Raw genomic sequence first — 26,001 nt, forward strand, 5'->3', positions numbered from 1 at the left:
CCTCAGACCCGGCGGCGCAGGGTGCGGCGAAACGCGCGGCGCAGCTCTGCCGCGCCATCGCCCTGGTACCAGCGCCCGTGCGCCAGGACGATCCGCTCGGGCGCCCAGGCGATCATCGTCTCGACCGCCTCTGCCAGCGCCGCCTTGTCGCGAAAGCTGAATGCCATGTCGGGGGGCATCTTGCCATCACCATCGGTGATCCCCGCCAGCCAGACCAGCGGCCGCATCCACAGCGGTATCTTGGACGGCTCGAAATTTTCGATCAGGTCGGTCAGGATCAGGGTGCGGCTGGCGATGTGAAAAAACACCGCCTCGCGGTGCACGGCGCTGCCCTCGACGATGATCTGCTCGATCTGACCGGCCCAGGGCGCCGCGGCCTGCGGCCCCAGATCATGATCGAAACGCAGCTCCATCCCCTTGCTGGCCGCCCGCGCGGCCACGCCCGGCGCGGCCCAGGCCTGTGCACCGGGAAACGCGGCCTGCCAATCGGCGATATGGGCGTAGTGTATCCAGTTGGGCGCGATCAGGTGGCGCACCGGGCCCTGCGCCACAAGCTCGGCCTTGAGCGCCTCGGTCATCCGGGTGGGCGAATGCACCCACAGGTCCCCGTTTTCCAGCCGCACCACCGTGGCGCGGGTGGAAAAGGGCAGGCCATAGAACCTGATGGCCGGCCCGTCGATAAGCCAGATCCCCTCGCCCACGGGTTTGAGCGTGTTGAGGGGCTCGTAGCCGGTGGGCATGGCGCTACTCCGTGACCGTGACCGTGCTCATCGCGTCCGGGCGGCCGATCACCGAGCCATTCTGCCCCTTGCCGCGCTTGATAGCGTCGATCACCTCCATGCCGTCTGTGACACGGCCCACGGCGGTGTATTGCCCATTGAGGAAATGCCCCGCCTTGAACATGATGAAGAACTGCGAGTTGGCCGAATCCGGGTCCTGCGATCGGGCCATGCCTACCACGCCCCGATCGAACGGTACGTCCGAGAACTCGGCCTCAAGGTTGGGCAGGTCCGAGCCGCCCATGCCCGCGCGGGACATGTCGCCACCTTCAACCTTGCCGAATTGCACATCGCCGGTTTGGGCCATGAACCCGTCGATCACCCGGTGAAAGGCAACGCCGTCATAGGCGCCGCGCGCGGCCAGGGTGGTCAGGCGCTCAGCGTGGTTGGGGGCGACATCCTCGAACAGATCGATGGTGACGGTGCCGTTCGCGCCCTCGCCCGCGATCTCGATCTCCAGGCCGGCGGCGATGGCGGCCGCGGGGCCGGCGATCAGGGCCAGCGCAGCCAGCGGGGCAAGAAATGGCTTAAGCATCGGCGGCCACCTTCATGCTGATCATGCGGTCGGGGTTCGCGGGCGGCTCGCCTCGGGTGATGGCATCGACATGCTCCATCCCCGAAATCACGCGGCCATAGACGGTGTATTGCCCGTTGAGGAAATGGTTGTCGGAAAAGCTGATGAAGAATTGCGAGTTGGCCGAATTGGGGTTGGCCGAGCGTGCCGCGCCAAGGGTGCCGCGATCATGCGGGATGCGCGAGAATTCCGCCGGAAGATCGGGCAGATCCGAGCCGCCGGTGCCGGCGCGACCAGGGTTGTAATCCTTTTCCATGTTGGCATGGCGCACATCGCCGGTCTGGGCCATGAAGCCTTCGATCACGCGGTGAAAGGCGACGTTATCGTAGGCGCCCGCGCGGGCCAGCTCCTTGATCCGCTCGCAATGCTGCGGGGCGACATCGGGCAACAGCTCGATCGTGACGGTGCCGTCCTTCAGCTCGATCAGGATGGTGTTCTCGGGGTCTTTGATCTCGGCCATGCGTGGGCCTCCTTGGGGTTGGGTGCGTTGCGCTCGATACCTAGTCTGCGCGCGCACGATTGCCAAGGGCACCATAGCGAGACAGCGGCGCCGCGCCGGCATGCGGCATCGGGGGCGGTTGACCTGCGCGCCGCGACAGGCCAAGACAAGCGCCGATCAAGCCGACAAGGAGAGCAGCATGCGCTGGAAAACCCTCGACGACATGGACCTGGCCGGAAAGCGCGTTCTGGTGCGCGTCGACATCAACGTGCCGGTCGAGAACGGGCGCGTGAGCGACACCACCCGGATTGAGCGCATCGTGCCGACGGTGCGCGACATCCTTGCCGCCGGGGCGCAGCCGATCCTGTGCGCGCATTTCGACCGGCCCCAGGGCCGCGTGGTGGATGCCATGAGCCTGCGCGTCGTGGTGCCCGCGCTGGAAAAGGCGCTGGGCACGAAAGTGGTGCTGATCGCGACGCTGGACGCCGCCGAGGCCCGCCCCGACGAGGCCCGCGAGGCCGGCGTTGTCCTTCTGGAGAACATACGCTTTCACCCCGGCGAAGAGACCAACGACGACGGCCTGGCGCGGCGGCTGGCGGGGCTGGCGGATATCTATTGCAACGATGCCTTTTCGGCGGCGCACCGCGCCCATGCCAGCACCGAGGGCGTGGCGCATCACCTGCCCTCCTGCGCCGGACGCCTGATGGAGGCCGAGCTGCGCGCGCTTGAGGCGGCGCTGGGCGATCCGCAGCGGCCGGTCGCGGCGGTGGTCGGCGGCGCCAAGGTATCGACCAAGCTGGACCTGCTGGGCAATCTGGTGGGGCGGGTCGATCACCTGATCATCGGCGGCGGCATGGCCAACACCTTTCTCGCGGCGCAGGGCATCGACGTGGGCAAATCCTTGTGCGAACACGACATGACCGAAACCGCCCGCGCGATCATGGCCAAGGCGCAAGGCGCTGGCTGCGAGATCATCCTGCCGGTCGACGTAGTGGTCGCGCGCGAGTTTGCGGCGGGCGCCCCGCACGAGGTGGTGCCGGCCACCGAATGCCCCGAGGACGCGATGATCCTCGACGCAGGCCCGCAAAGCGTGGCGCGCGTGAACACGGCCCTGGACGGGGCACGCACGCTGATATGGAACGGCCCGCTGGGCGCGTTCGAAATCGCCCCCTTCGACACCGCCACCAACGCCGCCGCCGCCCATGCCGCCGAACTCAGCCGCGCCGGCAAGCTGGTCTCGGTCGCAGGCGGCGGCGATACCGTCGCCGCGCTCAACAAGGCCGGAGCCGCCGAGGCATTCACCTATATCAGCACCGCCGGCGGCGCGTTCCTGGAATGGATGGAGGGAAAGACCCTGCCGGGGGTCGCCGCGTTGGAAGGCTGATCCGCCCCGCACCTCCCCCGCTTCATCTTGCCCCAAATACTCTCGGGCCGAAGGCCCCGCTTGCGCCTTTTCCGCCAGGAAAAGCGCAAGCTTGCCAAGCGCGCCCGGGCACCGGGCGCTCCTTTGGGCCCGCCCCTGTTCGCGCAAACAATTTGCATGCGGGGCCGTGCGAAAATACACCTGCCCAAAGCATTTTGGCACAAGAGGTATTCAAGGGATGAAAACGACACGTCGCGTGCAGCGCATACTGGCCAATTACGAGGGCGAAACACCGGGCGTGAAGGCGCAGCTCAACCGCCTGCTGATGACCGGAAAGCTGGCCGGGACGGGGCGGATGATCATCCTGCCAGTCGACCAGGGGTTCGAACATGGCCCCGCGCGCAGTTTCGCCCCCAACCCCGACGGCTATGATCCGCATTACCATTACCGGCTGGCAATCGACGCGGGCCTGAGCGCCTACGCCGCGCCGCTGGGCATGCTCGAGGCGGGCGCGGACACATTCGCCGGGCAGATACCCACGATCCTGAAATGCAACAGCGCCAATTCCCTGATGAGCGATGGCTGCGGCAAGAACCAGGCGGTGACCGCCAGCGTCGATGACGCCCTGCGGCTGGGCGCGGCGGCGATCGGGTTCACGATCTATCCCGGCTCGGATTGCGCGCTGGAGATGTTCGAGGAGATCGTGGAGATGCGCCGCGAGGCCGCCGCGAAGGGCGTGGCGACGGTGATCTGGTCCTACCCGCGCGGCGAGGGCATCACCAAGCCCGGCGAAACCGCCATCGACGTGGCCGCCTATGCCGCACAGATCGCGGCGCAGATCGGGGCGCATGTCATCAAGATCAAGCTAAGCAGCGATCACGTCATGCTCCCCGAGGCACGGGACGTCTACGAGGCGCAGGGCATCGACATCGCCAGCCAGGCCGCGCGTGTGCGTCATTGCATGCAGGCGGCCTTTGGCGGACGGCGGATCGTGGTGTTCTCGGGCGGTGCCAAGAAGGACGAGAGCAGCGTCTACGACGACGCCCGCGCGGTCCGCGACGGCGGCGGCAACGGCTCGATCATCGGACGCAACACGTTCCAACGCCCGCGCGGCGAGGCGCTGGAGATGCTGGCGAAGCTGGCCGACATCTACAAGGATCGCGCCTAAGGGCGGGCCGGGGATAAGGGCGCACCGGGCGCCAGCCCTTTTCAATTCGTGGCGCAAGTCTAGGCGCGGGGAGACGGGCGGCCCGGCGATGCGCGGCGGGCTTCGCCCTTGATTCAGCGCGGAGCGCGATTTGAGTATTTTTGGCAAGATGAAGGGGCGGTCCTACTCGGGGGCGGTGCCGATGCGGGCGAGGATGGCGTCGAAATCGAGGCCCGAGACCGCGCCGATGGTGGCGCCGCGCTGCCCGGCGAGGCGGGTGGCGATGTAGCCGTCGGCGACGGCGCCCGGGGCCTCGGCGATCAGGTGGGATGCCGCCAGGAGCTGCGCCAGAGAGTCGGTGAACCAGCGCGCCTCGGACTCGGGCGGCAGGGCGGGCCAGCGCTTGAAATGCGCATCCAGCGCCGCGTCGTAGCGCGGATCGGTGTCCCGCACCGAGGCCAGTTGCGCGCGCAGCGCGTGCACGGCCAACGGCGCCTTTGCCAGGGTGCGCAGGATATCGAGGCAGATAACGTTGCCCGAGCCCTCCCATATGCCGTTGAGCGGCGCCTCGCGGTAGAGCATGGGCATCGGCGTTTCCTCGATATAGCCCATGCCGCCGAGGGCCTCGAGCGCCTCGTAGATCATCACCGGGGCGCGTTTGTTGTTGAGGTACTTGGCCAGTGCCACGGCGATGCGGGAATAGGCGCGGCCGACGGCGCAATCATCATCGAAGGCGCGCGCGGCGCCCATGGCCAGCGCCAGCGCGCTCTCCCATTCCAACGTCAGGTCGGCCATCACCGCGCGCATCAGAGGCTGATCGATCAGGCGCCGCTGAAACGCCGAGCGTCCGGACACCCACCATGACGCCTCGGACAGGGCGGCGCGCATCAGGCCGGCGGGCGCGATGGCGGTATCCAGGCGGGTGTGGTGGACCATCTCGATGATCGTCTTGACGCCTGCGCCCTCTTCGCCCAGGCGCCAGGCGCGGGTGTTGTCATACTCGATTTCGCACGAGGCATTGGCGCGGTTGCCCAGTTTATCCTTGAGGCGCTGCACATATAGCCGGTTGCGCCCCTCCTCGAGCCAGCGGGGCACGAGAAAGCAGGTCAGCCCGCCATCCGCCTGCGCCAGTGTCAGGAAGGCGTCCGACATCGGCGCCGAGCAGAACCACTTGTGCCCGGTCAGGCGGTAATGGGCACCCCCGTCCTGCACGGCGCGGGTGGAGTTGGCGCGCACGTCCGAGCCGCCCTGTTTCTCGGTCATTGCCATGCCGATGGTGGCGCCGCGTTTTTGCGCCACGGGGGCGATCGCAGGGTCATAGTCGTGCGACAGCAGCGCCGGGCGCCACTGTGACGACAGCCCGGGATCGGCGGCCAGCGCGGGCACGCCGGCATAGGTCATGGTGAGCGGGCAGCAGGTGCCGGGCTCGACCTGGCTGAGCATGTAGCACAGGGCGGCGTGGGTGGCGTGGCCGGCGGGGCGGGCGCCGCCCGTGGGGTGCCAGGCACTGGCAGCGTAGCCGTGGCGCAGGCCCAGATCCATCATCGCGTGGTAGCCGGCGTTGAAATGCACCTCGTCGATGCGGCGCCCGGCGCGATCATGGGGCAGCAGTCGAGGCGGATCGCGGCGGGCCTCGGCGGCGTTGTGGCGGGCCTCATCGCTGCCGAAGGCATCGCCGGCAGCCTCGATCGCGGCGGCATCGGCGCCCGCGCGCGCGACGTGATCGTGCAGCACTGGATCGTTTTGCCAGAGGGACAAATCGCCGGTGCGCGGGACGGGTTGGTTCTCGACCTCGTGGGTGGCCAGATCCGAAATCGGCGCGGGGTGTGTCATGTAAGCCTCCGTTGTCGCGGCACAATGCCAGCGGGGTGCGCGCCGATCCAGCATACTGCAGCGACACGGTGGCACGAAGAACGGGGATTCACAAAGCGATTCGGGTGTGCCATTGTTACACGCAGGCCGGGGGAAACCGGCGTATCGACGAGGCAGAGCAATGGGATCGCGCAGAAATCCGGCGATAGGGATGCTGGTCTTCATGGCGTTGGCCGTGATGGTGGGCAGCTATTTCACCTTCGCCGCCGTGCGCGGGGATTACGGCCTGTTTCGCCGCGCCGAGGTGCAGGCGCATGCCGACACGCTGCGCACCGAGCTGTCCCGCCTGCAAGCCGAGGTGGCGCGGATGGAAAACCTGACGCGGCGGCTGTCGGACGATTACCTTGACCTGGATCTGCTGGACGAGCAGGCGCGCGACGTGCTGGGCATGATCCGCGCCGATGAGATCGTCGTGCGGTAGCGGGGTGCCGCGGCCCGGCGCGGCGCCGGGCGACACCCTATCCCACCCCACCATGCACTTTGCTCTCGCACCCGCGCGCATGATAGGGTATGCATAGTTTAACGCTAAACTATTGATCCTTCCGGGAGGTGAAGCCGCATGGCAGCCAGAAAAACCCAAAAGAAACCAAACGTTTCCGCCGACGAGCTGAAGCAGTATTATCGCGACATGCTGCTGATCCGGCGATTCGAGGAGAAAGCCGGTCAGCTTTACGGGATGGGTCTGATCGGCGGGTTCTGTCACCTCTATATCGGGCAGGAGGCGGTCGTTGTCGGCCTTGAGGCCGCAGCCGAGGACGGCGACAAGCGCATCACCACCTACCGCGATCACGGTCATATGCTGGCATGCGGGATGAACCCCGACGGCGTCATGGCCGAGCTGACCGGCCGCAGCGACGGCTATTCCGCCGGCAAGGGCGGCTCGATGCACATGTTCTCGAAAGACAAGCATTTCTACGGCGGGCACGGCATCGTGGGGGCCAACGTGCCGCTGGGCGCGGGGCTGGCGTTTTCCGACAAGTACCGCGGCAACGACCGGGTGACATTCACCTATTTCGGCGATGGCGCGGCCAACCAGGGGCAGGTGTACGAGACGTTCAACATGGCCGCGCTGTGGGACTTGCCGGTGGTGTTCGTGATCGAGAACAACCAGTACGCCATGGGCACATCGCAAAAGCGGTCCACCTCGACCCCCGACATCTATACCCGCGGCGAGGCGTTCGGCATCCCCGGCGAGGCGGTCGATGGCATGGACGTGCTGGCCGTCAAGGAAGCGGGCGACAAGGCGGTTGCGCACTGCCGCTCGGGCAAGGGGCCGTATATCCTTGAGATCAAGACATACCGCTATCGCGGTCATTCGATGTCGGACCCGGCGAAATACCGCACCCGCGAGGAAGTGCAGAAGATGCGCGAAGAAAAAGACGCCATCGAGCATGTCCGCGAATTGCTGCTGTCGGGCAAGCACGCCACCGAGGAGGATCTCAAGGCGATCGACAAGGAGATCAAGGGCATCGTCAATGCCAGCGCCGAGTTCGCCAAGGACAGCCCCGAGCCGGACGAGGCCGAGCTGTGGACCGACATCTACGCCACCGAAATTCCGCAGGAAGCGTGAGGGAGAAACCGACAATGCCAACCGAGATTCTCATGCCCGCGCTGTCGCCCACCATGGAGGAGGGCACGCTTGCGAAATGGCTAGTGAAAGAGGGCGATAGCGTCGCCTCGGGCGATCTCCTGGCCGAGATCGAGACCGACAAGGCCACGATGGAGTTCGAGGCCGTGGACGAAGGCACCATCGGCAAGATCCTGATCGAGGCCGGCAGCGAAGGGGTCAAGGTGAACACCCCCATCGCCGTGCTGCTGGAGGAAGGCGAAAGCGCCGACGACATCGACAGCGCCGCATCCGCGCCCAAGGCCAAGGCCGACGACAACGATGACGGTGAGGGCGACGAAGGCGGCGAGGACACGCCAAAGGCCCCTGCCCGCGCCGCCGCGCCCGAGCCAGAGCCAGAGCCGCAAGCCGAGCAAGAACCAGACTGGCCCGAGGGCACACAGATGAAATCCATGACCGTGCGCGAGGCCCTGAACGCCGCCATCGCCGAGGAAATGGAGCGCGACGAAGACGTGTTCCTGATGGGCGAGGAAGTTGCCGAATATGAGGGCGCCTACAAGATCACGCAAGGGCTGCTGGACCGTTTCGGCGCCAAGCGCGTGATCGACACCCCGATCACCGAGCATGGCTTTGCCGGGATCGGCGTCGGCGCGGCGTTTGGCGGGCTCAAGCCCATCGTCGAGTTCATGACCTTCAACTTCGCCATGCAGGCGATCGACCAGATCATCAACTCGGCGGCCAAGACCCTTTACATGTCCGGTGGCCAGATGGGCGCGCCGATGGTGTTCCGCGGCCCCAACGGCGCAGCCGCGCGCGTCGGCGCACAGCACAGCCAGTGCTACGGCGCATGGTATGCGCATATCCCCGGCCTGAAGGTGGTGACGCCCTATTCGGCGGCCGATGCCAAGGGCCTGCTGAAGACCGCCATTCGCGATGCCAACCCGGTGGTGTTCCTTGAAAACGAGATCCTTTACGGCAAAAGCTTCGATGTGCCGGATATCGACGATTTCACCCTGCCCTTTGGCAAGGCCCGGATCGAGCGGGCCGGCGATGACGTAACGATCGTGTCGTTCGGCATCGGCATGACCTATGCGCTGGAAGCGGCCGAGAAACTGGCCGAGGACGGCATATCCGCCGAGGTGATCAACCTGCGCACATTGCGCCCGCTGGACACCGAAACGGTGCTGGCAAGCGTGCGCAAGACCAACCGCTGCGTCACCGTCGAAGAGGGGTTCCCGGTGGCCAGCATCGGCAACCACATCACGTCGGTGATCATGGAACAGGCGTTCGACCACCTGGACGCGCCGGTGATCAACTGCGCCGGCAAGGATGTGCCCATGCCCTACGCCGCCAACCTTGAAAAGCTGGCGCTGGTGACCACCGACGAGGTGATCGACGCCGTGCGCAAAGTGACCTACCGGTAAGGAGACATCCGCGATGCCAACCGAAATACTCATGCCCGCGCTGTCCCCGACGATGGAAGAGGGCACGCTTGCGAAATGGCTGGTCAAGGAGGGCGATAGCGTCGCCTCGGGCGATCTTTTGGCCGAGATCGAGACCGACAAGGCCACGATGGAATTCGAGGCCGTGGACGAAGGCACCATCGGCAAGATCCTGATCGAGGCCGGCAGCGAAGGGGTCAAGGTCAACACCCCCATCGCGGTGCTTTTGGAAGAAGGCGAAAGCGCTGACGATATCGACAGCGCCGCATCCGCGCCCGCGCCCAAGGCTGATGAGAAGTCCGACGAGAAGGCCAGCAACGCCAAGCCCGCGGGCAACGGCAACGGCGGCGGGGCCAAGCCCGCAACGGGCGGCGGCGCCTCGGACGCGGCGCCGGCCAAGGCGCCCGCCGCGCCGACCGACGACAAGGGCAACCGCGTATTCGCCTCGCCTCTGGCGCGCCGGATCGCGGCGCAAAAGGGGTTGGATCTGTCGCAGATCACCGGATCGGGGCCAAGGGGCCGGATCGTCAAGGCCGATGTCGAGGCCGCGAAACCCACCGAGACCGCCGCCCCCGCCGCTGCAAAAGAGCAGGCGAAGGAGCAGCCCGCCAAATCCGCTGCGATGCCAACGGGCGCGTCCGCCGACACCGTCGCCGCCATGTACGAGGGGCGCGAGTATGACGAGGTCAAGCTGGACGGCATGCGCAAGACCGTAGCCGCGCGCCTGACCGAGGCCAAGCAGACGATCCCGCATTTCTACCTGCGCCGCGAGATCCGCATGGACGCGCTGATGAAGTTCCGCGCCGACCTGAACAAGCAACTGGAGGCGCGCGGCGTCAAGCTCAGCGTCAACGATTTCATCATCAAGGCCTGCGCGCTGGCGCTACAGGCGGTGCCGGACGCCAACGCCGTCTGGGCCGGCGACCGCATCTTGCGGCTCAGGCCGTCGGACGTGGCGGTTGCCGTGGCCATCGAGGGCGGGCTGTTCACGCCGGTCCTGAAGGACGCCGAGATGAAATCCCTCTCGGCCCTGTCGGCCGAAATGAAGGATCTCGCCACCCGCGCCCGCGACCGCAAGCTGTCACCTGGCGAATACCAGGGCGGCAGCTTTGCCATCTCCAACCTCGGGATGTACGGGATCGATAATTTCGACGCGGTCATCAACCCGCCGCACGGCGCCATCCTGGCCGTGGGCGCAGGCGTGAAGAAACCCGTCGTGGGCGCCGATGGCGAGCTGACCACCGCCACGGTGATTTCGGTCACGCTCAGCGTCGATCACCGCGTCATCGACGGCGCACTCGGTGCCGAGCTGCTGCAGAAAATCGTGGAGAACCTGGAAAACCCGATGGTGATGCTGGCCTGATGGGCGTGGGCACCGGGCGCGCCTGCGCGCCCCGGCGGCCCGCGACGATCAGCTCTTTGTGCCCAGAAGCTGATCCATGGTGACCGAGGGCTGCGCGCAGCCCGCCTCGCCCACCACCTTGGCGGGCACCCCCGCGACGGTGGATTTCTCTGGCACGTCATGCAGCACCACCGAGCCGGCCGCGATGCGCGAGCAGCAGCCTATGCTGATATTGCCCAGCACCTTGGCACCCGCACCGATCAGAACGCCATCGCCGATCTTGGGGTGGCGATCCTCTTCTTCCTTGCCGGTCCCGCCCAGCGTGACGGAATGCAGCATCGACACGTTATCCCCGACCACAGCCGTCTCGCCGATGACGATGGAATGGGCGTGGTCGATCATGATGCCCTTGCCGATCCTTGCTGCGGGGTGGATATCCACGCCAAAGGTTTCGGACACGCGCATCTGGAAGAAATACGCCATGTCGCGCCGCCCCTGCCGCCACAGCCAATTCGCCACGCGGTACGCCTGCACCGCCTGGAATCCCTTGAAAAACAGCAGCGGCTGCAAGAACCGGTGGCAGGCCGGATCGCGCTCGTACACGGCCACGATATCGGCCCGCCCGGCCAGCGCCAAAGACGGATCGGCGGCATAGGCCTCGTCGCAAATCTCGCGGATCAACTGTTCGCTCATCTCGCCCGAGGCCAGCTTCATCGCGTTGCGATACGCCAGCGCGCATTCAAACGTGCTGTGGTGCAGGATGCACGAATGGATCATCCCGCCCAGAAGCGGCTCGTCGGCGACGGCCTGCTTGGCTTCCTGGCTGATCCGATCCCAAACCGGATCGACTTCGGAAAGTTGTGCGCGTGTCTGTGCCATGGCGGTGCCTGATCCCGAATGCTACGTCGTCTCAATGTAACAGATAGGCCACCCGGACAAAATCGCCAAGCTGTGATAACAGGAATTTCAACTGTGAATGACCAATTCGCCCCCGGCTTCGCAGGCTGAAACGCCGAACGCCTCCGGCGGGAGTATTTCGGGCAAGATGAAGAACAGCATAGCGCGCCCCTGCATCTTCTGGCCCAAAATGTCCCGGGGGAGGCGCCGAAGGCGGCGGGGGCAGCGCCCCCAAGCCACGCTAGTCGCCGATGTCCAGGCCCGCGAAATACCCCGGCCCGACCCTTGCCGAGAGCTGCGCCACCTCGATGCGGAACGGCGCGCTACCCACTCCGGTGCCATCCTCGCCGCGCGCGGCGGCGTCGTAGGTCCAGTTCGGCGCGGCTAGGTCCACCTCGCGCAGCAGCGCACCATCGCGCGTGATGCGCAGCAGGTAGCGCTCGCTTTCCTCGGCCAGCGGCACGTCTGGGGCATCCCAGCTATCGCCGCCCTCGCGCGTGCGACGCACCCATGACAGCGCCAGCGCGCCGCCGCTTTCTGCCCGTGCGCGCAGATGCGCCGGGCGATAGGGGCGCAGGCCTACCCCCGCAAAGGCGCGCGACAGGTGGCTGTAGCTGGGATCGTCGTAGCCAAGCCGCGCCGGGCCGATGCGGTAGTGGCGCGCGAGGCCGCGCTGCGCCTCGGGCAAATCGATCTGCTCGGACGCACCATCGAGCAGCACCAGGTACGCACCGGCGGGCCATTGCGCGGGCATTGCGCCGTCGCTGCCGGCCTGCCCGCGCAAGAGCCCGCGCAGGATGTAGGTGTCAGCGGTGATCAGCTCGGCCTCGGCGAACTGGATCACCTCCCAGTCGCCCTCGCCGCCGCCTCCGATCGCCGCGAGGTTGCGGCCGGCCAGCAGCGCCTGCATGTCGACCCCGTCCAGCGCGCCGCTTTGCATCCGCACCATCAGATCCGCCCCCCGGTTCAGTAGACCGGGCCGGGCTGCCGCCAGCGCCGATTGCGTCACGCCAAGGCTCGCGGGCCGCTCAAGTACCGTGTTCAGCACGTAATCGGCATCGCTGGCCGAAGCGTAAACCGCAACGCGGCCCGGCCAGGGCTGCGCCACCGCCGCCAGATGCGGCGCATGCGGCACCTCGTCGCCGCGCAACAGAGGCAGGTCCATGAACAGCGGCAGAACCGGCACCGGCGCGGCAAAGGCGGTGGTCCGCGCCGGCACATCGTCGGCCGGGGCGGCGCCATAGACCGACGGGTCGATGCGCACTGCCTCGATCAGTTGCGCGGCACCCTGCTCGACCCGGTCCACCCGGTAGTGCCCCGCCTGCCCCTCGAGGCGCAGCACGTCACCCGCCCCCACCGCCAGCCGCGAGAGTGGCAGCGACAGGCGCAGCCCGTCGCGCGCCAGCTCCGCCTCGGCCAGCCACCGCTCGGTGATGCTGCGCGCCTCGGCGCGGGTCAGGGCCATCGGCACCTCGGTTGCGGCCACGGCGTGGCTTTCGTCTTGTGGCAGGATTGCCTCTTCAGCGGCAACCTCGTGATCGCCTCCCGCCTCGACAAAGGTCAGGCGCACGCGGCCGGCGATCTCGGCCTCGGCCGCGCGGCTATGCTCCAGCGGCGCGTCCATCTCGTCGCTTTGCACCAGGTCCGCCGCCGGCAAGTCCCAGTTCACCGCGCCGCTGCGCACTGTGAACCGCAAGGCGCCGCCGCGCTCGACCGCGTCGAACCCATGCGCCAGCATCAGCGGCTGCAGCGCCGCGCGCGCATCGCTCACGTGATCGACGCCATAGCCCCGCACAACCCCGTGCAAGTTCGACACATCGACCCCCTCAAGCAGCCCCGCATCGCGGCAGATCTCGTCAACCACACCGTCCAGCGCGCGGTGCGACAGCCGCCCCGTCACCCAGTGCCCGCGTGCGTAATTCTCCGCGTCGCTCCATAGCTCGGCGCGCGCCGGAAACGCCGGGTAGGGCCGAGCGTCCCACGCCCAGACGAAGGCGCGGCGCATGTCCACCATCGGCCCGCCATACTCATCCGATACCGGGTTGTTGCCCGGCTCCAGCCAGTAGCTCAGCATCGCGCGCAGGTATTGCATCTGGATCAACTCGTCGCGCCTCCCGTCCGAATGGTACGGCAGGCCCGATTCCGACGATTTCGAATCGAAAAAGCGGTTCGGCTGATTGGTGCCCTTGTCCACCGCCGCGCAGCCCAGCTCGGTAAACCAGATCGGTTTGGACCCGGGCACCCACGCGGTCGGGACCGCCTGCCACGCGCCGTCAACGCGCGGATAGTGGTGCCGTCCCCACCAACTGCGAATGTCCTTCACCCGCCAGATCCACGGCTCGTCATGGGCGCCATCTGTGATCGGCGTGCGGATCTGCGCCGCGCGCGCCTCGGGCGAATGGTAGTACCACGCATGGCCCTCGCCACCCTCGATATTGGATTTCAGGTAGTCCAGATCGTTGATCGACGGCCAGTCTTGCGCATCAAGGTGGTCCAACCCTTCGCGCCAATCGCTCAGCGGCATGTAATTGTCGATCCCGACGAAATCGATGGTGTCATCGGCCCAAAGCGGGTCCAGCGGGTAGTACCGATCACCGCTGCCATCGCCGGGGCCGTAGCCGCCATATTCGGTCCAGTCGGCGGCGTAGCCGATGCGCACATCCGGCCCCAGAAGGGCACGCACCTCGGCTGCCAGCGCGATCAGCGCGTCAACCGCCGGAAAGCTGCCGCCGGGCCCGCGCACCCGCGTCAGCGCCCGCATTTCCGAGCCGATGCAGAACGCGTCGACCCCTCCCGCCGCCGCACACAGCGCCGCCTGGTGCAGGATAAAGCGGCGATAGCGCCATTCGCCCGGGCCGCTATAGGCCACTGCCCCGCCCATGACGGTGAAATCCGCCGCCACCGCAGTGCCAAAGAACGCCGCGACCTGCTCTGCGGCCTCGGCGGTGCCGTCGGGGCTGCCGTCGCGGCCCGGCGCGATCGCGGTGGTGATACGGCCGCGCCACGGCAGGCGCGGCTGATCGGGCGCGTCGCTCCAAGGATCGGGCAGGCCGTTGCCCGCCATCTGCTCCATCAGGATAAAGGGATAGATCATCACCGCCTTCCCCTGCGCGCGCAAGTGCGTCAGTGCCTCGATCACCGAGGCATCGGCGGGCGTACCGCCGTAAACCGGGCGATTGTCGGCGTCCCGTGCCACCATATCGGCGCTCGCGCGTCCCACGCCCGCCACGCGCCACGGCATTTCGGCGCCGTCCGCGTCGCGATGCTCGACCTTCGGACGCACGCGGCACTGACCGCAGCGCAGATCGTCCCCGAACCAGCCCAGCACCAGCGACACCGCCTCGCAGCCCGGCGCCTCGGCCCCCAGTTGCGCCACCGAGGCGGCGAAATCGGTTTGCCCGGCGGGGGTGTGCACATTGGCGCTGGCGCGCTTGCCGGGGCCGTGGTCATAGCTGACCGGTGTCGTCGCCAGCGCGTATTCCCCGGTGCCCGGTATCATCGCCACCGCCCGTACCAACGCGCCGGGGCCGGGCACCGCGCCGGGCCGCACCGCGCCGTGGCGCAGCACCTCGAAGGAAAACTGTGGCACCCGGTCGCCAAACTGCGCCAGCGGCAAATCCTCCATCACCACGTAGGCCGTTCCGCGATAGGCGGGCACCGCGCCCGCGCCCTCTACCGCCTCGATCGCCGGGTCGGGGGCCTGATCGCGGCTGCCCGTGTAGACGCGCATGTTCAGATCTGCCGCCGACACCTCGACGCCATTGGCCCAGACGCGCGTAACGCCCCCGATCGGCCCTTCGCATAGCGCCACGGCAAGGCTGACGGAATAGCTGTAGCTGCGCGTGACGGGGCGCGGTGCGGTGCCCTTGCCGCTGCCGCCGCCTCCACTCACGTGCACCGCCTCGCTAAAGCGGCTGGCCCAGATCACCTGCCCGCCCAACCGCATCCGGCCATGCAGGCGGGGGATCGCATCGCCCTCGCCCGCGCCGGTCAGGCGAAACCGCGACACGCGGCCGGTCTCAACCGGCTCCGCCCCCGCGCCCAACAGACGCTGATCCAGCGCCCGGCCCAGCGTTGCCCCCACGAACCGGCCCACCGCCGTCATCGACAGGCCCAACACCGTGCCGCCCACCGACCCGCCCAGCGCGGCCCCCGCCGCCGAAAATACGATCGTCGCCATCAGCCGACCTCCTCAGGAAAAGTGAACCGCGCAACGACGCGGCGCCGCCATGGCGCGCTTAGCGGGCTTTCGACCACGCCATGCCCACTATAGGCGTGAATAAAACTTGGCGCCGCGCCCGCATTTCCAAGCACGCCCAGATGCTTGGCCACCGCACCGTCGCGCATCCGAAAGAGCAGGACATCGCCCGGCGCATCCGCCGCGCCCATGGGCCGCGCCACCAAGGCCCGCGCCGCCGCACGCCACAATCGCTCGTCGCCCTGCGGCTCGGACCAGTCGCGGCTGTAGCGCGGCACCGCCATCGGCTCGGGGCCGATGACTTCGCGCCAAATGCCACGCAGCAGGCCAAGGCAATCCGCCCCCGCCCCCTTGCACGAGGCCTGATGCCGGTAGGGCGTGCCGATCCAGCCGCGCGCCGCAAGTACTACCCGCGCGCCGGTCATCGGCGGCTCCCGCCGCCGGTATCGCCACGGCTTGCGGGTACGGCGGCCATCCAGTCGGAGCCAGGGATGTCCGGGAACCCTCGGAAATTCAGGGCGTTACCAAACTTGTACCGGCAGGTGCCGAACCGCTTGTCGCAACCCGCGCTTACGCGCACCCGGTCGCCCGCCGCCGGTGCCGCGCCCAGGGGCGCCCACAGCGCGATCTCGCGCCCGTCGCCGGACCGGTCCCGCTTGATCACGCCCTGCAACCCCGCCGCCGCGCCGTCCAGCACCGTCAGTGCCCCGCGCGCGAACCAGCCCGGCGAGAACCCCGGCAACGCCGGCAGATGCAGCACCCGCGCATCCCCGGTTCCCAGCAAGGCCGCCTCGGCCGAATACCCCGGCGCCGACAGGTCCACGCCGCAGGCCGCATCGCCCAGAACCGCGCCGCAGGGCGCCTGGTAGATGCGCCCCTGCGGCCGGTTCAGCGCCTCGGTCAGCCCCCGCAGTTCGGCGGTGAACGCGCCGCCCGCGCGCCGCAACTCGCCCAGATGGCCGCGAAACTGCAACACGCGCTCTTCGGGCGCGGCCCAATTGACAAGCCATGCCCGCAGCTCCGCCCCGTCATAGCGGCCCGCCTCGATGTCGTCGGCCCGGATCGCCGCATCGCTGAGCGCGCCCATCGCCTCGGCGTTGTCCACCGCAAGGCCCGTGCCCTGCATCAGCCGCGACGTGCTTAGCCCCGCCGCCGCACTGAACGTGATCCCGCCGAACGTCAGCGGCAGATCGTGGTCGGTGAACCCCAGCACCGCGCCATCCGTACGCGTGATCGCCCAGGCGCGGCACAGGCTCGTGCCGCCGCCATCGAGATGCGGCTGCAGCGCCGCGATCCCGGTCATATCCGCAGCTCCACCACCGGCACGTCTGGCACCTCGCCGGCCTGGAAGCCGGCGACGCTGGTGGCGATGCGGTCGGTGTCAAAGCGCACCGGCACGTCAAATTCGTACCCCGCCGTCACCTGCCGCCCGTCGCCCGGCGGCGCGTCAAAGGTGATCAGGCCGCGCACCGTGTCCACGGTGTAATGCACGCCCTCGTGCATCTCGTCGCCCTCAACGCCGACGCGCACCGTGCCCAATACCGGCTTGGTGATCGGGCGCGCATAGCTCTGCTCGCCCGAGCGGTAGGTCTTGATGATCGCAAACTCGCGCCGTACCCCGTCGCCATCGGCGATGACCTGATCGTCATAGGCCGGCACGCCCGACGGCGCGCAGGATTTGTAATCCGCCCAATCCTTCCAGCGAAAGCCGTAGATCTGCCCACGCCGCGCCTCGAAAAACGCGATCAGCTCGGCCACATCGTCCAATGATCGCATGCCCAGCCCCGCATCATAGCGCCGCCGCGAATGCGCCCAGGGCGTGTTGCGCTGCTCGTATCCATTGGCCAGCGTCACCACATCGGTGCGCCGCTCGGGCCCGCCGACCGAGCCAAAGCTCAGGCTCGCGGGAAACCGGACCTCGTGAAAATCCATCGCTTTGCCCTTTCCTTCAGTGCCTTTGTTCGCTCTTCAAAACGCGTTCAGCCATTCCCTGTCGCGCCAGCGACGGGACGCGGCCCCCTCGGGGCCGGGCGCGAACCAGCCGGTGTGCCCGTGTTCAATGCCCCACGCGCCCGCCTCCGGCACTTACCTATTGCGCTGCCCGCGCGTCATCGCGCGGCCCATATGCGCGGCGATCTGGCTTTGCGAGCGGCGAAAGCCCTCAACGTCCGGCGTCGAGATGTTCATCACCACCTGCACCGGGCGCGCGCCGCCTCCGCCTGCCCGCACGCCCAGCTTGCCATCGGCCCCGCGTGCCAGCGGCATGATCGCCTCCGGTCCCGCCTCGCCCATCAGGCCCGTCGCGCCGCCGCGCATCGGGAAACTCATCGGCCCGCTGACCACGCCACCACTGGCAAAGGGCATCACCCGCCCCTGCGCGAACCCGGCGCCATCCGCGAACGGCAGCAGCCCGCCCACCGCCTGCCCGACGCCGTCCGCCAGCAGCCCGCCAAGATGCCGCGTCACCGGGCGCACGGCCGCAGAATAGGCGGTGTCGGCCATGCTCTGCGCCACATCGCGCAGCGCATCCGACAGCTTCACACCGTCGAACATCACCCCGTCGAAGGCGCGCCGCAAACCGCGACTGAGCCCGCGCTCTAGCGTCGCCAGGTCGCGCCCCGTGTCGGCCAGCGCCCCGCGCATGCGCCGCAATTCGCCGTCGAACACGCTTGCCACGTTGGCCGCCGCGCCCATGGATATCTCCAGCGCATCAACCTGCGCCTCCAGATCGCCGATCTCGTCCTCAGCCATGATCGCCCCTTTCCCGGTTCCCCGCGCCGCCGCCCGCATCGGGCCACTCGCGCAGCATTTCCTCCAGCCGCGAGCGCCCCAGCGGCGCCGCCGCCCCGCCATGCCCCAGCAGCAGCATCAGCTCCGCCGGGGTCAGCGCCCAGAACTCCGCAGGGCGCAGGCCCAGCCCCCTCAGCCCCGCACGCATCAGCACCGGCCAGTCGATCGCGCTCATACGATGCCCTCGTCCGGCAGGCTGAACGCCCGCGCCAGCAACTCCGCCGCCGCGCGCGCCGCCGCCATCGGGCCGCCCGCCACCTCGGCGCAGGCCAGGTCGGCCGCCGTCCCGCGCCAGCCGCCCCCGCGCAGGCCCGCCACCAACACCGCGATGATGTCGCGGCTGCAAAACCGGCCCGCCTCGAACCGCTCGGTCAGCGCCACCAGCGTGTCCACCCGCAGCGCCGCCTCAAGCTCAGCCAACGCGCCCAGCGTCAGCTTCAGCACCTGCCGCTCGCCATCCACGATCAGCGCCACCTCGCCTGCATAGGGGTTGGCCATGCTCACACCGCCGTAAAGCTCAGCGCCCCGGCCGAGGCCATCGACAACTCGTAACTGGCCTCGCCGTTATGGCTGCCGGCGTATTCGATCGCGGTGATCTGGAACGGCCCCTCGATGATGCCAAAATCGGGGATCACCACCTGGAAACCGGGCACCTCCCCGTCAAAGAAGATCTGCCGCGCGCACTCGTCCGTGTCGGCGTCCCGAAACACGCCCGAGCCACTAATCTCGGCCGATTTCACCCCCGCGCCGGCCAGCAACTCGCGCCAGCCTCCCGCCGATTCCAGGCTGGTCACATCCACCCGCTCGGCGTTGAAGCTGATCCGCGTTGCCCGCAGGCCCGCCACCGTCTGAAACTGTCCGCCGCCGGTCAGGTCCACCTTGATCAACAGATCCTTGCCATTCTGCGTTGCCATGTCGTCACTCCGATCTTGAGAATTCAGTTGTCATCGACCCGCGCCCGGAACCGCAAATCGATCCGCCTTAGCCGTCCGCGCGCCGCCCGTGCCGCCTTTGCCCGCAGGAACGACAGGCCCACCAGCCGCCCCCGCACCAACGCCAGGTCCGCCCCAAGCAGCGCATCGCTCACTGCCCCGGCCAGCGCTTTTGCCGCGTCGAAACCGCCCGCCTCGGTCACCACCGACACGGTGAAATCATGCGCCGCCCCGCGCCCCGTCTTGTCGGATCGATCCCGCACCAGCTCGGGGCCAAGGCTGACGTAGAGCGGCGGCAGCGCGCCCTCGGGCGGGGCGTCGAAAATCGCGCCCCCCACCAGCGCCGCCACCTGCGTATCCGCCGCAAGATGCTCATAAACCGCGCGTTGCAGCGCCGCCGACACGCCATAACTCATGTCGCCTCCTCCTCTTGCGCGAAACACTCGAGATAGCGCGCCCGCGCATCATGCTCGGGCGCCGCGCGCAGCACGATCCGGTAGCGCATCAACGCCAGTGCCGCGCCCTCGCCGCCCGCGTCGCGCCCGGTGCGCGGCTCCAGCGCCGCCCACACCGTGCCCAGCGCCGTCCAACCGGCGACGTATCCCCCCGCCCCGTCGGGCTGCCGCGCCGGTGTCTCCAGCAGCAGCGCGCGGCTCAGAACCGGCACGCTCATCGTCCATGCCCCGTCAGCAGGCGCACCGTGCGGTACCGCTCGATCAGCGAGGAGACCCCGAACGGCATGCACCCCTGGCTCAGCGAGACCTCGTCGCGATACTCGTAGTAATGCGCCGCCAGCAGCAGCACCGCCTGCGCCAGATCTGCCGGTATATCCGCCCAACCCGCGCCGAACCCCGCTCGAAACATCAGTCGCGCCGAGCCGCCGCGCGGCACACCGGCAGGCACGCGCCTGCCGCCACCAGACGCGGCCGCTGCATGTCCACCTCCAGCCGGTATTGCGCGGCCGCCAGCACCGTCTCACCGCCCAGCCGGTCGGTGATCAGCACCTCCTGCACCTGCGTCACCGGCGCCACCGGAAGTGCCTGCGCCACCGGATCGCGCCAATCGGCCAGCACCCACGAGAAATCCCGCTCGATCAAAATCTTGCCGGTTCGCGCCTCGATCGCGGCCAGTGCCGCGCGCAGGAAACTGCGCAACAGCCCGTCCTGGACCGCATCCTCGGCAAAACCGGTGCCAAGCCGCAGATGGGCTTTGAATTCCGCCACCGGTAGCGCCGCGTCGGGCACGGTGGTCTCTTCGACTAACATCATGGATCAACTCCGAAGTTTCCGTCCCCGTCGCCGCGCGCCCAACGCCCGGCGCGCACGCGCCTGCCGGCCTGCCCCCGCCATGGGGCAGGCCACCGCCGCATCCCTTAGGAAACAGCGAATTTCAGCAGCTTGATCGCAGCGAAATCGCTCACGTCGCCGCCTACGCGCTTGGTCGCGTAGAACAGGACATGCGGCTTGGCGCTGAACGGATCGCGCAGCACCCGCAGGTCCGGGCGTTCGGCCACGGTATAGCCGCTGGCGAAATCGCCGAACGCGACCGCCGCCGCGCCGCTGGCGATGTCGGGCATGTCCTCGGCGATCAGCACCTTGTAGCCTATTAGCCGCGCAGGCTCGCCCGCCGCCAGGCCATCGGTCCACAGGAACCGTCCCTCGGCATCCTTCATTTTCCGGATCTGCCCCGCGGTTTTCGAGTTCATGACGAACACCGCCGCCGCCCGGTATTGCGCGCCCAGCGCATAAACCAGGTCGATGATCGCATCGGGGCCGTCAAACGCGCCGTCCGCCCCCGTCGGCACATAGCCCAGGTTGCCCCAGGTCCAGACATCGTTGTCCACCTGCGCATGGGTCAAAAAGCCCTTGGGCTTGTCCACCCCGTCGCCGCCGACGAACGCCGCCGCCTCGGCGCGGGTAAACCGGTCTGCGATCCGCTCGGCCAGCCAGTTTTCCACGTCAAATGCGCTATCATCCAGCAACCGCTGGCTGGCCTTGGGCATCGCGCTCAGTTCGTGCAGCGGGATGCTGATGCGGTCGATCACGGGTGTTGTGCTTTCGCTCACGCCGGCGCTTTCGGTGCTCCAGCCGTGGCCGACATCCGAATGGTCGACCAGCACGTCATACGAGGTCGCCTCGACACCCACCACGTTGGCCACGCTGCGCAGCGACGCGGTCGAGTTCAGAACCCCGCGCACCGTGTCGGCGGTCTGCGGGTCCACAAGATAGCCGCCCTCGCCGGCCACGGCGGTAGACATCGCCTTGCTCTCAACCGGCAGACCGCGCAGCGCGTCATCGTCGCCGCTGCGCAGGTAGGCGCCGAATGCCTTCTGGTGCGGCACTTCGGCCTCGGCCGTGATCGACAGCGCCGGGCGGGTCGCGGCATTGGTTCGGGTTTTCTTGTCCAGCATGGTCAGTCGCTCTTCATGTTGTTGCAGCCTGTCGTCGAAATCGTCTTGAAAGCTTTTGAAATCGCTCACGAAACCCGCCACCGCGGATTTCAGCTCGGACATCGGGGGCACATCTTCCCCGGCCCGCGCCCTTGGCTCGGTCTTGCTCATGTCGTCCCTCTCAAAGGTTTCAGATGCCTGTGCCCGCGTCAGTCGCGCGCCAGCTCGCGGCGGGCGTCGCCAAACACCGCCGCCATTTCACGCAGGGCGTCCGGGGTCAGGCTATCGCCCTTGGCCCCCACCCGCGCACTGGGCAGCATCGGGAACGTCACCAGCGACACCTCCCAAAGCTCCAGTTCCTTGAGCAACCGCCGGCCCCCCTCGCCGCGCGTCGCGCGCAGCGTGCGATACCCGATCGACAGCCCCTCGATCGCGCCTGCCGCGATCAGCGCGGCCGCCTCGCGGCCCTTTTCCACGCTGTCCAGAAGTCGCCCCTTCACGTAAAGGCCGCGCGCGTCCTCAAACACCTCGTCCCAGATGCCGATCGGCGCGCCCGGGTCGTGCTGCCACAGCATCTTGACCCGCCGACCCTCGCCGCCCAGCCGCTTAAGGGACGCGCCATAGGCGCCCGGCTCGACCACGTCGCCGCCCTGATCGGTGGCGCCGAACAGGCTGGCATAGCCCGCGACCCCGGTCCCGTCCGTGACCGTCAACTCCTTGTCGAAGCGGCAGAATTTGCGCTCCAATCCGGTTTCGCTCTGCATCTCGTGCATCCTCGCTTTGATCTCGTTCATGGGGCAGCGCTCAGGATCGACTGGAACGCCTGCGCCAGGATCACGCCCAGCACGCCATACACCGTCAGCCACAGACGGCGCTCCAGCTTCTCCATCGCCTCTTCCAATTTCCGGGCGCGCTCCTGCACCGCCTCGATGTGCAGCTTCGACACCCGCTCATGCGCCTCCAGCCGCAGCGCCGGCGCGCAATCGAACGCCTCGAACCCATAGGGCCGGGGCTGGCGCGTCTCACGCATCGGGCGCACCGTCCTCCTCGCCCGCCTCTGTCGCGGGGATCGGCGGCAAGCCCAGCATCTGGCGCTTTTCCGCCGCCGTCAGGAAATCCGCCTGCGTCACCCGGCGCCACTGCGACTCGCGCTCGGCGGCCAGGGCCGGAACCTGATCGAGGTCGGGAAACACCCGCAGCCCCGCCTCAAGGGTGAACCCCGTCAGCCACTCGGCCAGCGCCGCCAGAACCCGCATGCACATCGGCAAGACCGTCTGCCGGTAGAACGCGCGGTTGGCCTCCTGGTAGTTGGCATAGGTCGCATCGCCCGGTATCCCCAGCAGCATCGGCGGCACCCCGAAAGCCAGCGCAATCTCGCGCGCGGCCGCCTCCTTTGTCTTCTGGAACTCCATGTCGGCGGGTGAAAACCCCATCGGTTTCCAATCCAGCCCCCCTTCAAGCAGCATCGGCCGACCCGCGTTGCGCGCGCCCTGGTGATAGTTTTCCATCTCGGCCACAAGGCGGTCATATTGGTCCGCGCCCAGAGTACCCTGCCCCTCGCCGCCCTTGTAGATGATCGCCCCCGACGGTCGCGCCGCGTTGTCCAAAAGCGCCTTGGACCACCGGCTTGCCGCGTTATGCACGTCCAGCGCCTGCGCCGCCGCCTGCATCGGCGACAGGCCGTAATGGTCGTCCTGCGGGTGGAAACTGCGGATGTGGCACACCTGCGGCACCGGCCCGCGCACGTCAAATCGGTGCTTGCGCGCGCCGACCGTGTAATCATACGCCACCGGCCAGCCATCCGCGCCGGGCAGCAGGCTCATCCGGTCCGAGCGCAGCACATGCAGCTCCCCCGGCAGAGCGCTGCCCGCCTCGCCGCCCACCGCCTCGATATAGCCGTCGCCGCTCAGCAATAGCTGACCGTAAAGCGCCTCCAGCAGATCGGCCTTGCCCTGCGCCGGGTTGGGCCGCGCCAGCAGCGCCAGAAGCGGATGCACCTCGTAGCGCGCGCCGCCGTCCTGCACCCCCAGTGGCAGCGCCGCCGCCGCCTCGGCGATCATCTTGACGCAGCGGTAAACCACCGGGTTGCCCAGGTAGCCGCTGCGCGTCAGGGTGCGGGTGTCGCGCGGGCTCCATGCCACGCGGCCCGAGCCGCCCTGCCACGCCACCACGCGGGCGGTGGCGCTGGCCTTGCGCTCGCCGGGGGCGTTGCCCGCCGTGTCCGCCGGTGCTGCCGTGCCGCGCCGAAACATCTCCAATACCATGCGTTTCTCGCTCCTCGCTGTTGCCTTGGTGCCACCTGCGACAGTGGCGGCTTGCCCGTCACTCTGCGGGCAAGCCGTTAACAACGCCCAATCACAGCGTGCGCACCCTCGGGTCGCGCCATTTTGAAGCTGGCGCGACCATCACCTCGTGCAACGCCCACACCAGCGCATCCACCCGGTCGTGGCTGCCTCGCCCCTCGAACCCCTGCGCCGTCATCGCGCACATCTCGTCCTCCAGTGCCGCCAGATCCGCGCCGCCCGAATGCCGCACGCGCCCCTGCTCATAAAGCGCCGCCACCGGTTCGGCCCTCGCCACCTTGCCCTGGCGCGCATGCACCTTGGTGACGGGCGCCAGCGGCGCAACCTGGCGGATCACCTCCTCGACCAGGTTGCCGCCCTGGTTGACCTCGGCCACCAGCCGCCCCGCGCCCCAGCGCTCCATCGCGGAGACCGCGCGCTCGGCCCATTCGGTGGGGCGCGCGCCGCGAACGCTGGCATCCTCCAGCACCCAGGCGCGCCAGTCCTGTACGGGCCCGCGCGTGCGCGCGCCCACCACCACGATGCCGCAGGCGTCCGATCCGGCGTGCCCGCTCACCGGCGGGTCCACCGCCACCACGATGCGATCCATCTCGGCCACATCGGGCGCCTCGCAGCGCCCCCCGTCCAGCATCGAGGGACGCCACAGCGCCCCCTCCGCCTCGTCGATCAGGATCCCGTCCAGTTCCTGCCGACCGGTGCGCGTGCCGGCATAGCGCGCCCGCACCTCATCCAGGAAGCTCTCGGCCAGGTTGGCGCGGTTGGCCTCGGTCGGGGCCTGCGTCAAAACCGTGCTATTCATCTGCAGGATATCCTTCAACACGCCTACGTTGCGCGGCGTCGTGGTCACGCACACCCGCGGCCGCGTCCCGATGCGCAGCCCGAATTGCAGCATGTCCCACGTCGCGCTCGCACGCTTCCACTTGGCCATCTCATCGACCCAGGCCGCATCGAATTGCGGCCCCCGCAGCCCCTCAGGGTCATGCGCCGAAAACACCTGCGCCGTGGCACCGTTGGGCCACAGCAAACGCTTACGCCCCGCCTGCCAGACCGGCCGCCGATCGGGCGGCGCACAAGCCAGGATGCCGCTTTCGCCGAACACCATCACCTCGCGCACCTGGTCCACCGTTTCGCCCACCAGCGCGACGCGACTGCACGCGCCGGCATCCATCGGCCGCGCGCCCTCGACCTGCGCGCGCACCCATTCGGCGCCTGCGCGGGTTTTGCCCGCGCCGCGCCCGCCCATCACGACCCAAGTGCGCCACGCGCCCTCGGGCGGTAATTGATGGTCCATTGCCCAGAACTCAAACAGGTAGGGCAGTGCCATCAACTCCCCTTTACTCAGGCTGTTCAGGAACTTCTGCTGAACCTTGCGCGGTGCGCAGACGAGCCAGCCGGCTCCCGATCTGATCGCGGGCTTCCTCGAAGTCGATGGCGTATTGATTGACGATTCCGTCATGCTGTTTGCGGCGTTCTTCAAGTCTGATCTCCGTTTCCAATGCGAGTTTCAGCCATTGGCGTATCTCTCGCGTGACCTTGGTACCGTCCTTGAGCGCATCGAAATCGCCCGAGGTGATCCTGCGTTGCAGGCTCAAAAGGTCGGCCTTCATGTCGGCCAGTTGCTGCTCCACCATCTCGATGGCCAGACCCAGCGACGATTGTCCCGTGTCGGGGGTGGTCAAAATCATCTGGTTGCTCTGCCTCATGCGCTGTTTGTTATGGTGCTTTTGCATGCCCCACGCGCCGCGCGACATCCGGGCACGAGGCGTCAGGCATGGCCCACGAATCTACGCGCCCGAGCGCCGCGCAGTCAAATCGGGAAGCCGCGCAACCGCCCGTATTTGTTATACTTTTTTAAGGATTGGGTGATCTTGGAGGCGCGCAGGACGCTATATCTAACGGCAACATCAGGCCATTGCCCCCACGGATTCTATGGCTTCAAAGCTCGCATCATTGAAACCCGGCAACAC

27 protein-coding genes and 1 pseudogene are annotated in these 26,001 nt (G+C 68.0%); 6 read left to right on the plus strand and 22 right to left on the minus strand.

Annotated elements, in window-relative coordinates; all coding sequences use genetic code 11:
- Nucleotides 1-2: 2 nt before the first annotated feature.
- The 3 genes from G568_RS0107385 to G568_RS0107395 are packed head-to-tail and all read right to left on the minus strand — an operon-like array spanning nt 3 to nt 1,813.
- Nucleotides 3-740: a DUF4336 domain-containing protein gene (locus G568_RS0107385; RefSeq protein WP_026757429.1), complete on the minus strand. Its 738-nt coding sequence runs from the start codon at nt 738-740 to the stop codon at nt 3-5.
- A 4-nt stretch (nt 741-744) separates the two neighbouring features.
- The gene (locus G568_RS0107390; protein ID WP_037373827.1) at nt 745-1,314 is read right to left on the minus strand and encodes a peptidylprolyl isomerase; all 570 of its coding nucleotides are present in this window, start codon (nt 1,312-1,314) and stop codon (nt 745-747) included.
- The gene (locus G568_RS0107395) at nt 1,307-1,813 is read right to left on the minus strand and encodes a peptidylprolyl isomerase (RefSeq protein ID WP_026757431.1); all 507 of its coding nucleotides are present in this window, start codon (nt 1,811-1,813) and stop codon (nt 1,307-1,309) included. Before G568_RS0107395 ends, G568_RS0107390 begins: the two co-directional genes overlap by 8 nt.
- A gap of 178 nt (nt 1,814-1,991) precedes the next feature.
- On the opposite strand from G568_RS0107395, the gene G568_RS0107400 reads away from it, so the two are divergent.
- Together G568_RS0107400 and G568_RS0107405 are read left to right on the plus strand one after the other, a co-directional pair.
- Nucleotides 1,992-3,176 (plus strand): phosphoglycerate kinase, encoded by a 1,185-nt coding sequence (locus tag G568_RS0107400; RefSeq protein WP_026757432.1) that lies wholly within the window; start codon nt 1,992-1,994, stop codon nt 3,174-3,176.
- A 217-nt stretch (nt 3,177-3,393) separates the two neighbouring features.
- The gene (locus G568_RS0107405) at nt 3,394-4,323 is read left to right on the plus strand and encodes a class I fructose-bisphosphate aldolase (protein ID WP_026757433.1); all 930 of its coding nucleotides are present in this window, start codon (nt 3,394-3,396) and stop codon (nt 4,321-4,323) included.
- 162 nt (nt 4,324-4,485) lie between these two features.
- Here the strand turns inward: G568_RS0107405 and G568_RS0107410 are convergent, their stop codons facing one another.
- A complete protein-coding gene (locus tag G568_RS0107410) occupies nt 4,486-6,135 on the minus strand; it encodes an acyl-CoA dehydrogenase family protein (protein ID WP_026757434.1) in 1,650 nt (549 codons plus the stop codon).
- A 160-nt stretch (nt 6,136-6,295) separates the two neighbouring features.
- Between G568_RS0107410 and G568_RS0107415 the strand changes: the two genes are divergently transcribed.
- The 4 genes from G568_RS0107415 (at nt 6,296) to G568_RS0107430 (ending at nt 10,546) form a co-directional block, all read left to right on the plus strand.
- On the plus strand, nt 6,296-6,595 hold the full coding sequence (locus G568_RS0107415; protein WP_026757435.1) for an FtsB family cell division protein: 300 nt from the start codon (nt 6,296-6,298) through the stop codon (nt 6,593-6,595).
- A gap of 138 nt (nt 6,596-6,733) precedes the next feature.
- Nucleotides 6,734-7,744: a pyruvate dehydrogenase (acetyl-transferring) E1 component subunit alpha gene (gene pdhA / locus G568_RS0107420; protein ID WP_026757436.1), complete on the plus strand. Its 1,011-nt coding sequence runs from the start codon at nt 6,734-6,736 to the stop codon at nt 7,742-7,744.
- A 14-nt stretch (nt 7,745-7,758) separates the two neighbouring features.
- The gene (locus tag G568_RS0107425; RefSeq protein ID WP_026757437.1) at nt 7,759-9,165 is read left to right on the plus strand and encodes a pyruvate dehydrogenase complex E1 component subunit beta; all 1,407 of its coding nucleotides are present in this window, start codon (nt 7,759-7,761) and stop codon (nt 9,163-9,165) included.
- 13 nt (nt 9,166-9,178) lie between these two features.
- Nucleotides 9,179-10,546: a pyruvate dehydrogenase complex dihydrolipoamide acetyltransferase gene (locus G568_RS0107430; RefSeq protein WP_026757438.1), complete on the plus strand. Its 1,368-nt coding sequence runs from the start codon at nt 9,179-9,181 to the stop codon at nt 10,544-10,546.
- 48 nt (nt 10,547-10,594) lie between these two features.
- Here G568_RS0107430 and cysE read toward each other — a convergent pair whose 3' ends face one another.
- The 18 genes and pseudogenes from cysE to G568_RS20665 form a co-directional block, all read right to left on the minus strand.
- On the minus strand, nt 10,595-11,404 hold the full coding sequence (gene cysE, locus G568_RS0107435) for a serine O-acetyltransferase (RefSeq protein ID WP_026757439.1): 810 nt from the start codon (nt 11,402-11,404) through the stop codon (nt 10,595-10,597).
- A gap of 259 nt (nt 11,405-11,663) precedes the next feature.
- Nucleotides 11,664-15,602 carry a baseplate multidomain protein megatron gene (locus tag G568_RS0107445; RefSeq protein WP_026757440.1) on the minus strand — a complete coding sequence of 1,313 codons (3,939 nt, stop codon included), beginning with the start codon at nt 15,600-15,602 and terminating at the stop codon, nt 11,664-11,666.
- Complete coding sequence (locus G568_RS0107450) at nt 15,602-16,045, minus strand: C40 family peptidase (RefSeq protein ID WP_026757441.1); 444 nt, start codon at nt 16,043-16,045, stop codon at nt 15,602-15,604. Before G568_RS0107450 ends, G568_RS0107445 begins: the two co-directional genes overlap by 1 nt.
- Nucleotides 16,042-16,923: a DUF2163 domain-containing protein gene (locus G568_RS0107455; RefSeq protein WP_026757442.1), complete on the minus strand. Its 882-nt coding sequence runs from the start codon at nt 16,921-16,923 to the stop codon at nt 16,042-16,044. Before G568_RS0107455 ends, G568_RS0107450 begins: the two co-directional genes overlap by 4 nt.
- Complete coding sequence (locus G568_RS0107460) at nt 16,920-17,552, minus strand: DUF2460 domain-containing protein (RefSeq protein WP_026757443.1); 633 nt, start codon at nt 17,550-17,552, stop codon at nt 16,920-16,922. The genes G568_RS0107455 and G568_RS0107460 overlap by 4 nt, the downstream gene beginning before the upstream one ends.
- Nucleotides 17,553-17,705: 153 nt before the next feature.
- The gene (locus G568_RS0107465) at nt 17,706-18,371 is read right to left on the minus strand and encodes a phage tail tape measure protein (RefSeq protein ID WP_026757444.1); all 666 of its coding nucleotides are present in this window, start codon (nt 18,369-18,371) and stop codon (nt 17,706-17,708) included.
- The gene (locus G568_RS0107470) at nt 18,364-18,585 is read right to left on the minus strand and encodes a rcc01693 family protein (protein WP_026757445.1); all 222 of its coding nucleotides are present in this window, start codon (nt 18,583-18,585) and stop codon (nt 18,364-18,366) included. Before G568_RS0107470 ends, G568_RS0107465 begins: the two co-directional genes overlap by 8 nt.
- Nucleotides 18,582-18,908: a gene transfer agent family protein gene (locus tag G568_RS0107475; RefSeq protein ID WP_026757446.1), complete on the minus strand. Its 327-nt coding sequence runs from the start codon at nt 18,906-18,908 to the stop codon at nt 18,582-18,584. Before G568_RS0107475 ends, G568_RS0107470 begins: the two co-directional genes overlap by 4 nt.
- Before the next feature lie 2 nt (nt 18,909-18,910).
- Nucleotides 18,911-19,324, minus strand: coding sequence for a phage major tail protein, TP901-1 family (locus G568_RS0107480; protein WP_026757447.1), 414 nt, complete (start codon nt 19,322-19,324; stop codon nt 18,911-18,913).
- A 23-nt stretch (nt 19,325-19,347) separates the two neighbouring features.
- Nucleotides 19,348-19,758 carry a DUF3168 domain-containing protein gene (locus G568_RS0107485; RefSeq protein WP_026757448.1) on the minus strand — a complete coding sequence of 137 codons (411 nt, stop codon included), beginning with the start codon at nt 19,756-19,758 and terminating at the stop codon, nt 19,348-19,350.
- A complete protein-coding gene (locus tag G568_RS18465) occupies nt 19,755-20,015 on the minus strand; it encodes a head-tail adaptor protein (RefSeq protein WP_051202834.1) in 261 nt (86 codons plus the stop codon). Before G568_RS18465 ends, G568_RS0107485 begins: the two co-directional genes overlap by 4 nt.
- Nucleotides 20,012-20,610: pseudogene (locus G568_RS18470) on the minus strand (head-tail connector protein). The gene G568_RS18465 and the pseudogene G568_RS18470 overlap by 4 nt, the downstream one beginning before the upstream one ends.
- A gap of 104 nt (nt 20,611-20,714) precedes the next feature.
- A complete protein-coding gene (locus G568_RS0107500) occupies nt 20,715-21,902 on the minus strand; it encodes a phage major capsid protein (protein WP_026757449.1) in 1,188 nt (395 codons plus the stop codon).
- 38 nt (nt 21,903-21,940) lie between these two features.
- The gene (locus tag G568_RS0107505; protein WP_026757450.1) at nt 21,941-22,495 is read right to left on the minus strand and encodes an HK97 family phage prohead protease; all 555 of its coding nucleotides are present in this window, start codon (nt 22,493-22,495) and stop codon (nt 21,941-21,943) included.
- A gap of 26 nt (nt 22,496-22,521) precedes the next feature.
- Complete coding sequence (locus G568_RS0107510; protein WP_026757451.1) at nt 22,522-22,761, minus strand: GTA head formation protein, RCAP_rcc01685 family; 240 nt, start codon at nt 22,759-22,761, stop codon at nt 22,522-22,524.
- On the minus strand, nt 22,754-23,995 hold the full coding sequence (locus G568_RS0107515; RefSeq protein ID WP_026757452.1) for a phage portal protein: 1,242 nt from the start codon (nt 23,993-23,995) through the stop codon (nt 22,754-22,756). The genes G568_RS0107510 and G568_RS0107515 overlap by 8 nt, the downstream gene beginning before the upstream one ends.
- A 91-nt stretch (nt 23,996-24,086) precedes the next feature.
- Complete coding sequence (locus G568_RS0107520; RefSeq protein ID WP_084627357.1) at nt 24,087-25,442, minus strand: terminase large subunit domain-containing protein; 1,356 nt, start codon at nt 25,440-25,442, stop codon at nt 24,087-24,089.
- Nucleotides 25,369-25,737, minus strand: a complete 369-nt coding sequence (locus tag G568_RS20665; protein WP_245582899.1) for an SGNH/GDSL hydrolase family protein — start codon at nt 25,735-25,737, stop codon at nt 25,369-25,371. Before G568_RS20665 ends, G568_RS0107520 begins: the two co-directional genes overlap by 74 nt.
- Nucleotides 25,738-26,001 lie beyond the last annotated feature (264 nt).

The organism is Sediminimonas qiaohouensis DSM 21189 (assembly GCF_000423645.1).
Taxonomy (GTDB): domain Bacteria; phylum Pseudomonadota; class Alphaproteobacteria; order Rhodobacterales; family Rhodobacteraceae; genus Sediminimonas; species Sediminimonas qiaohouensis.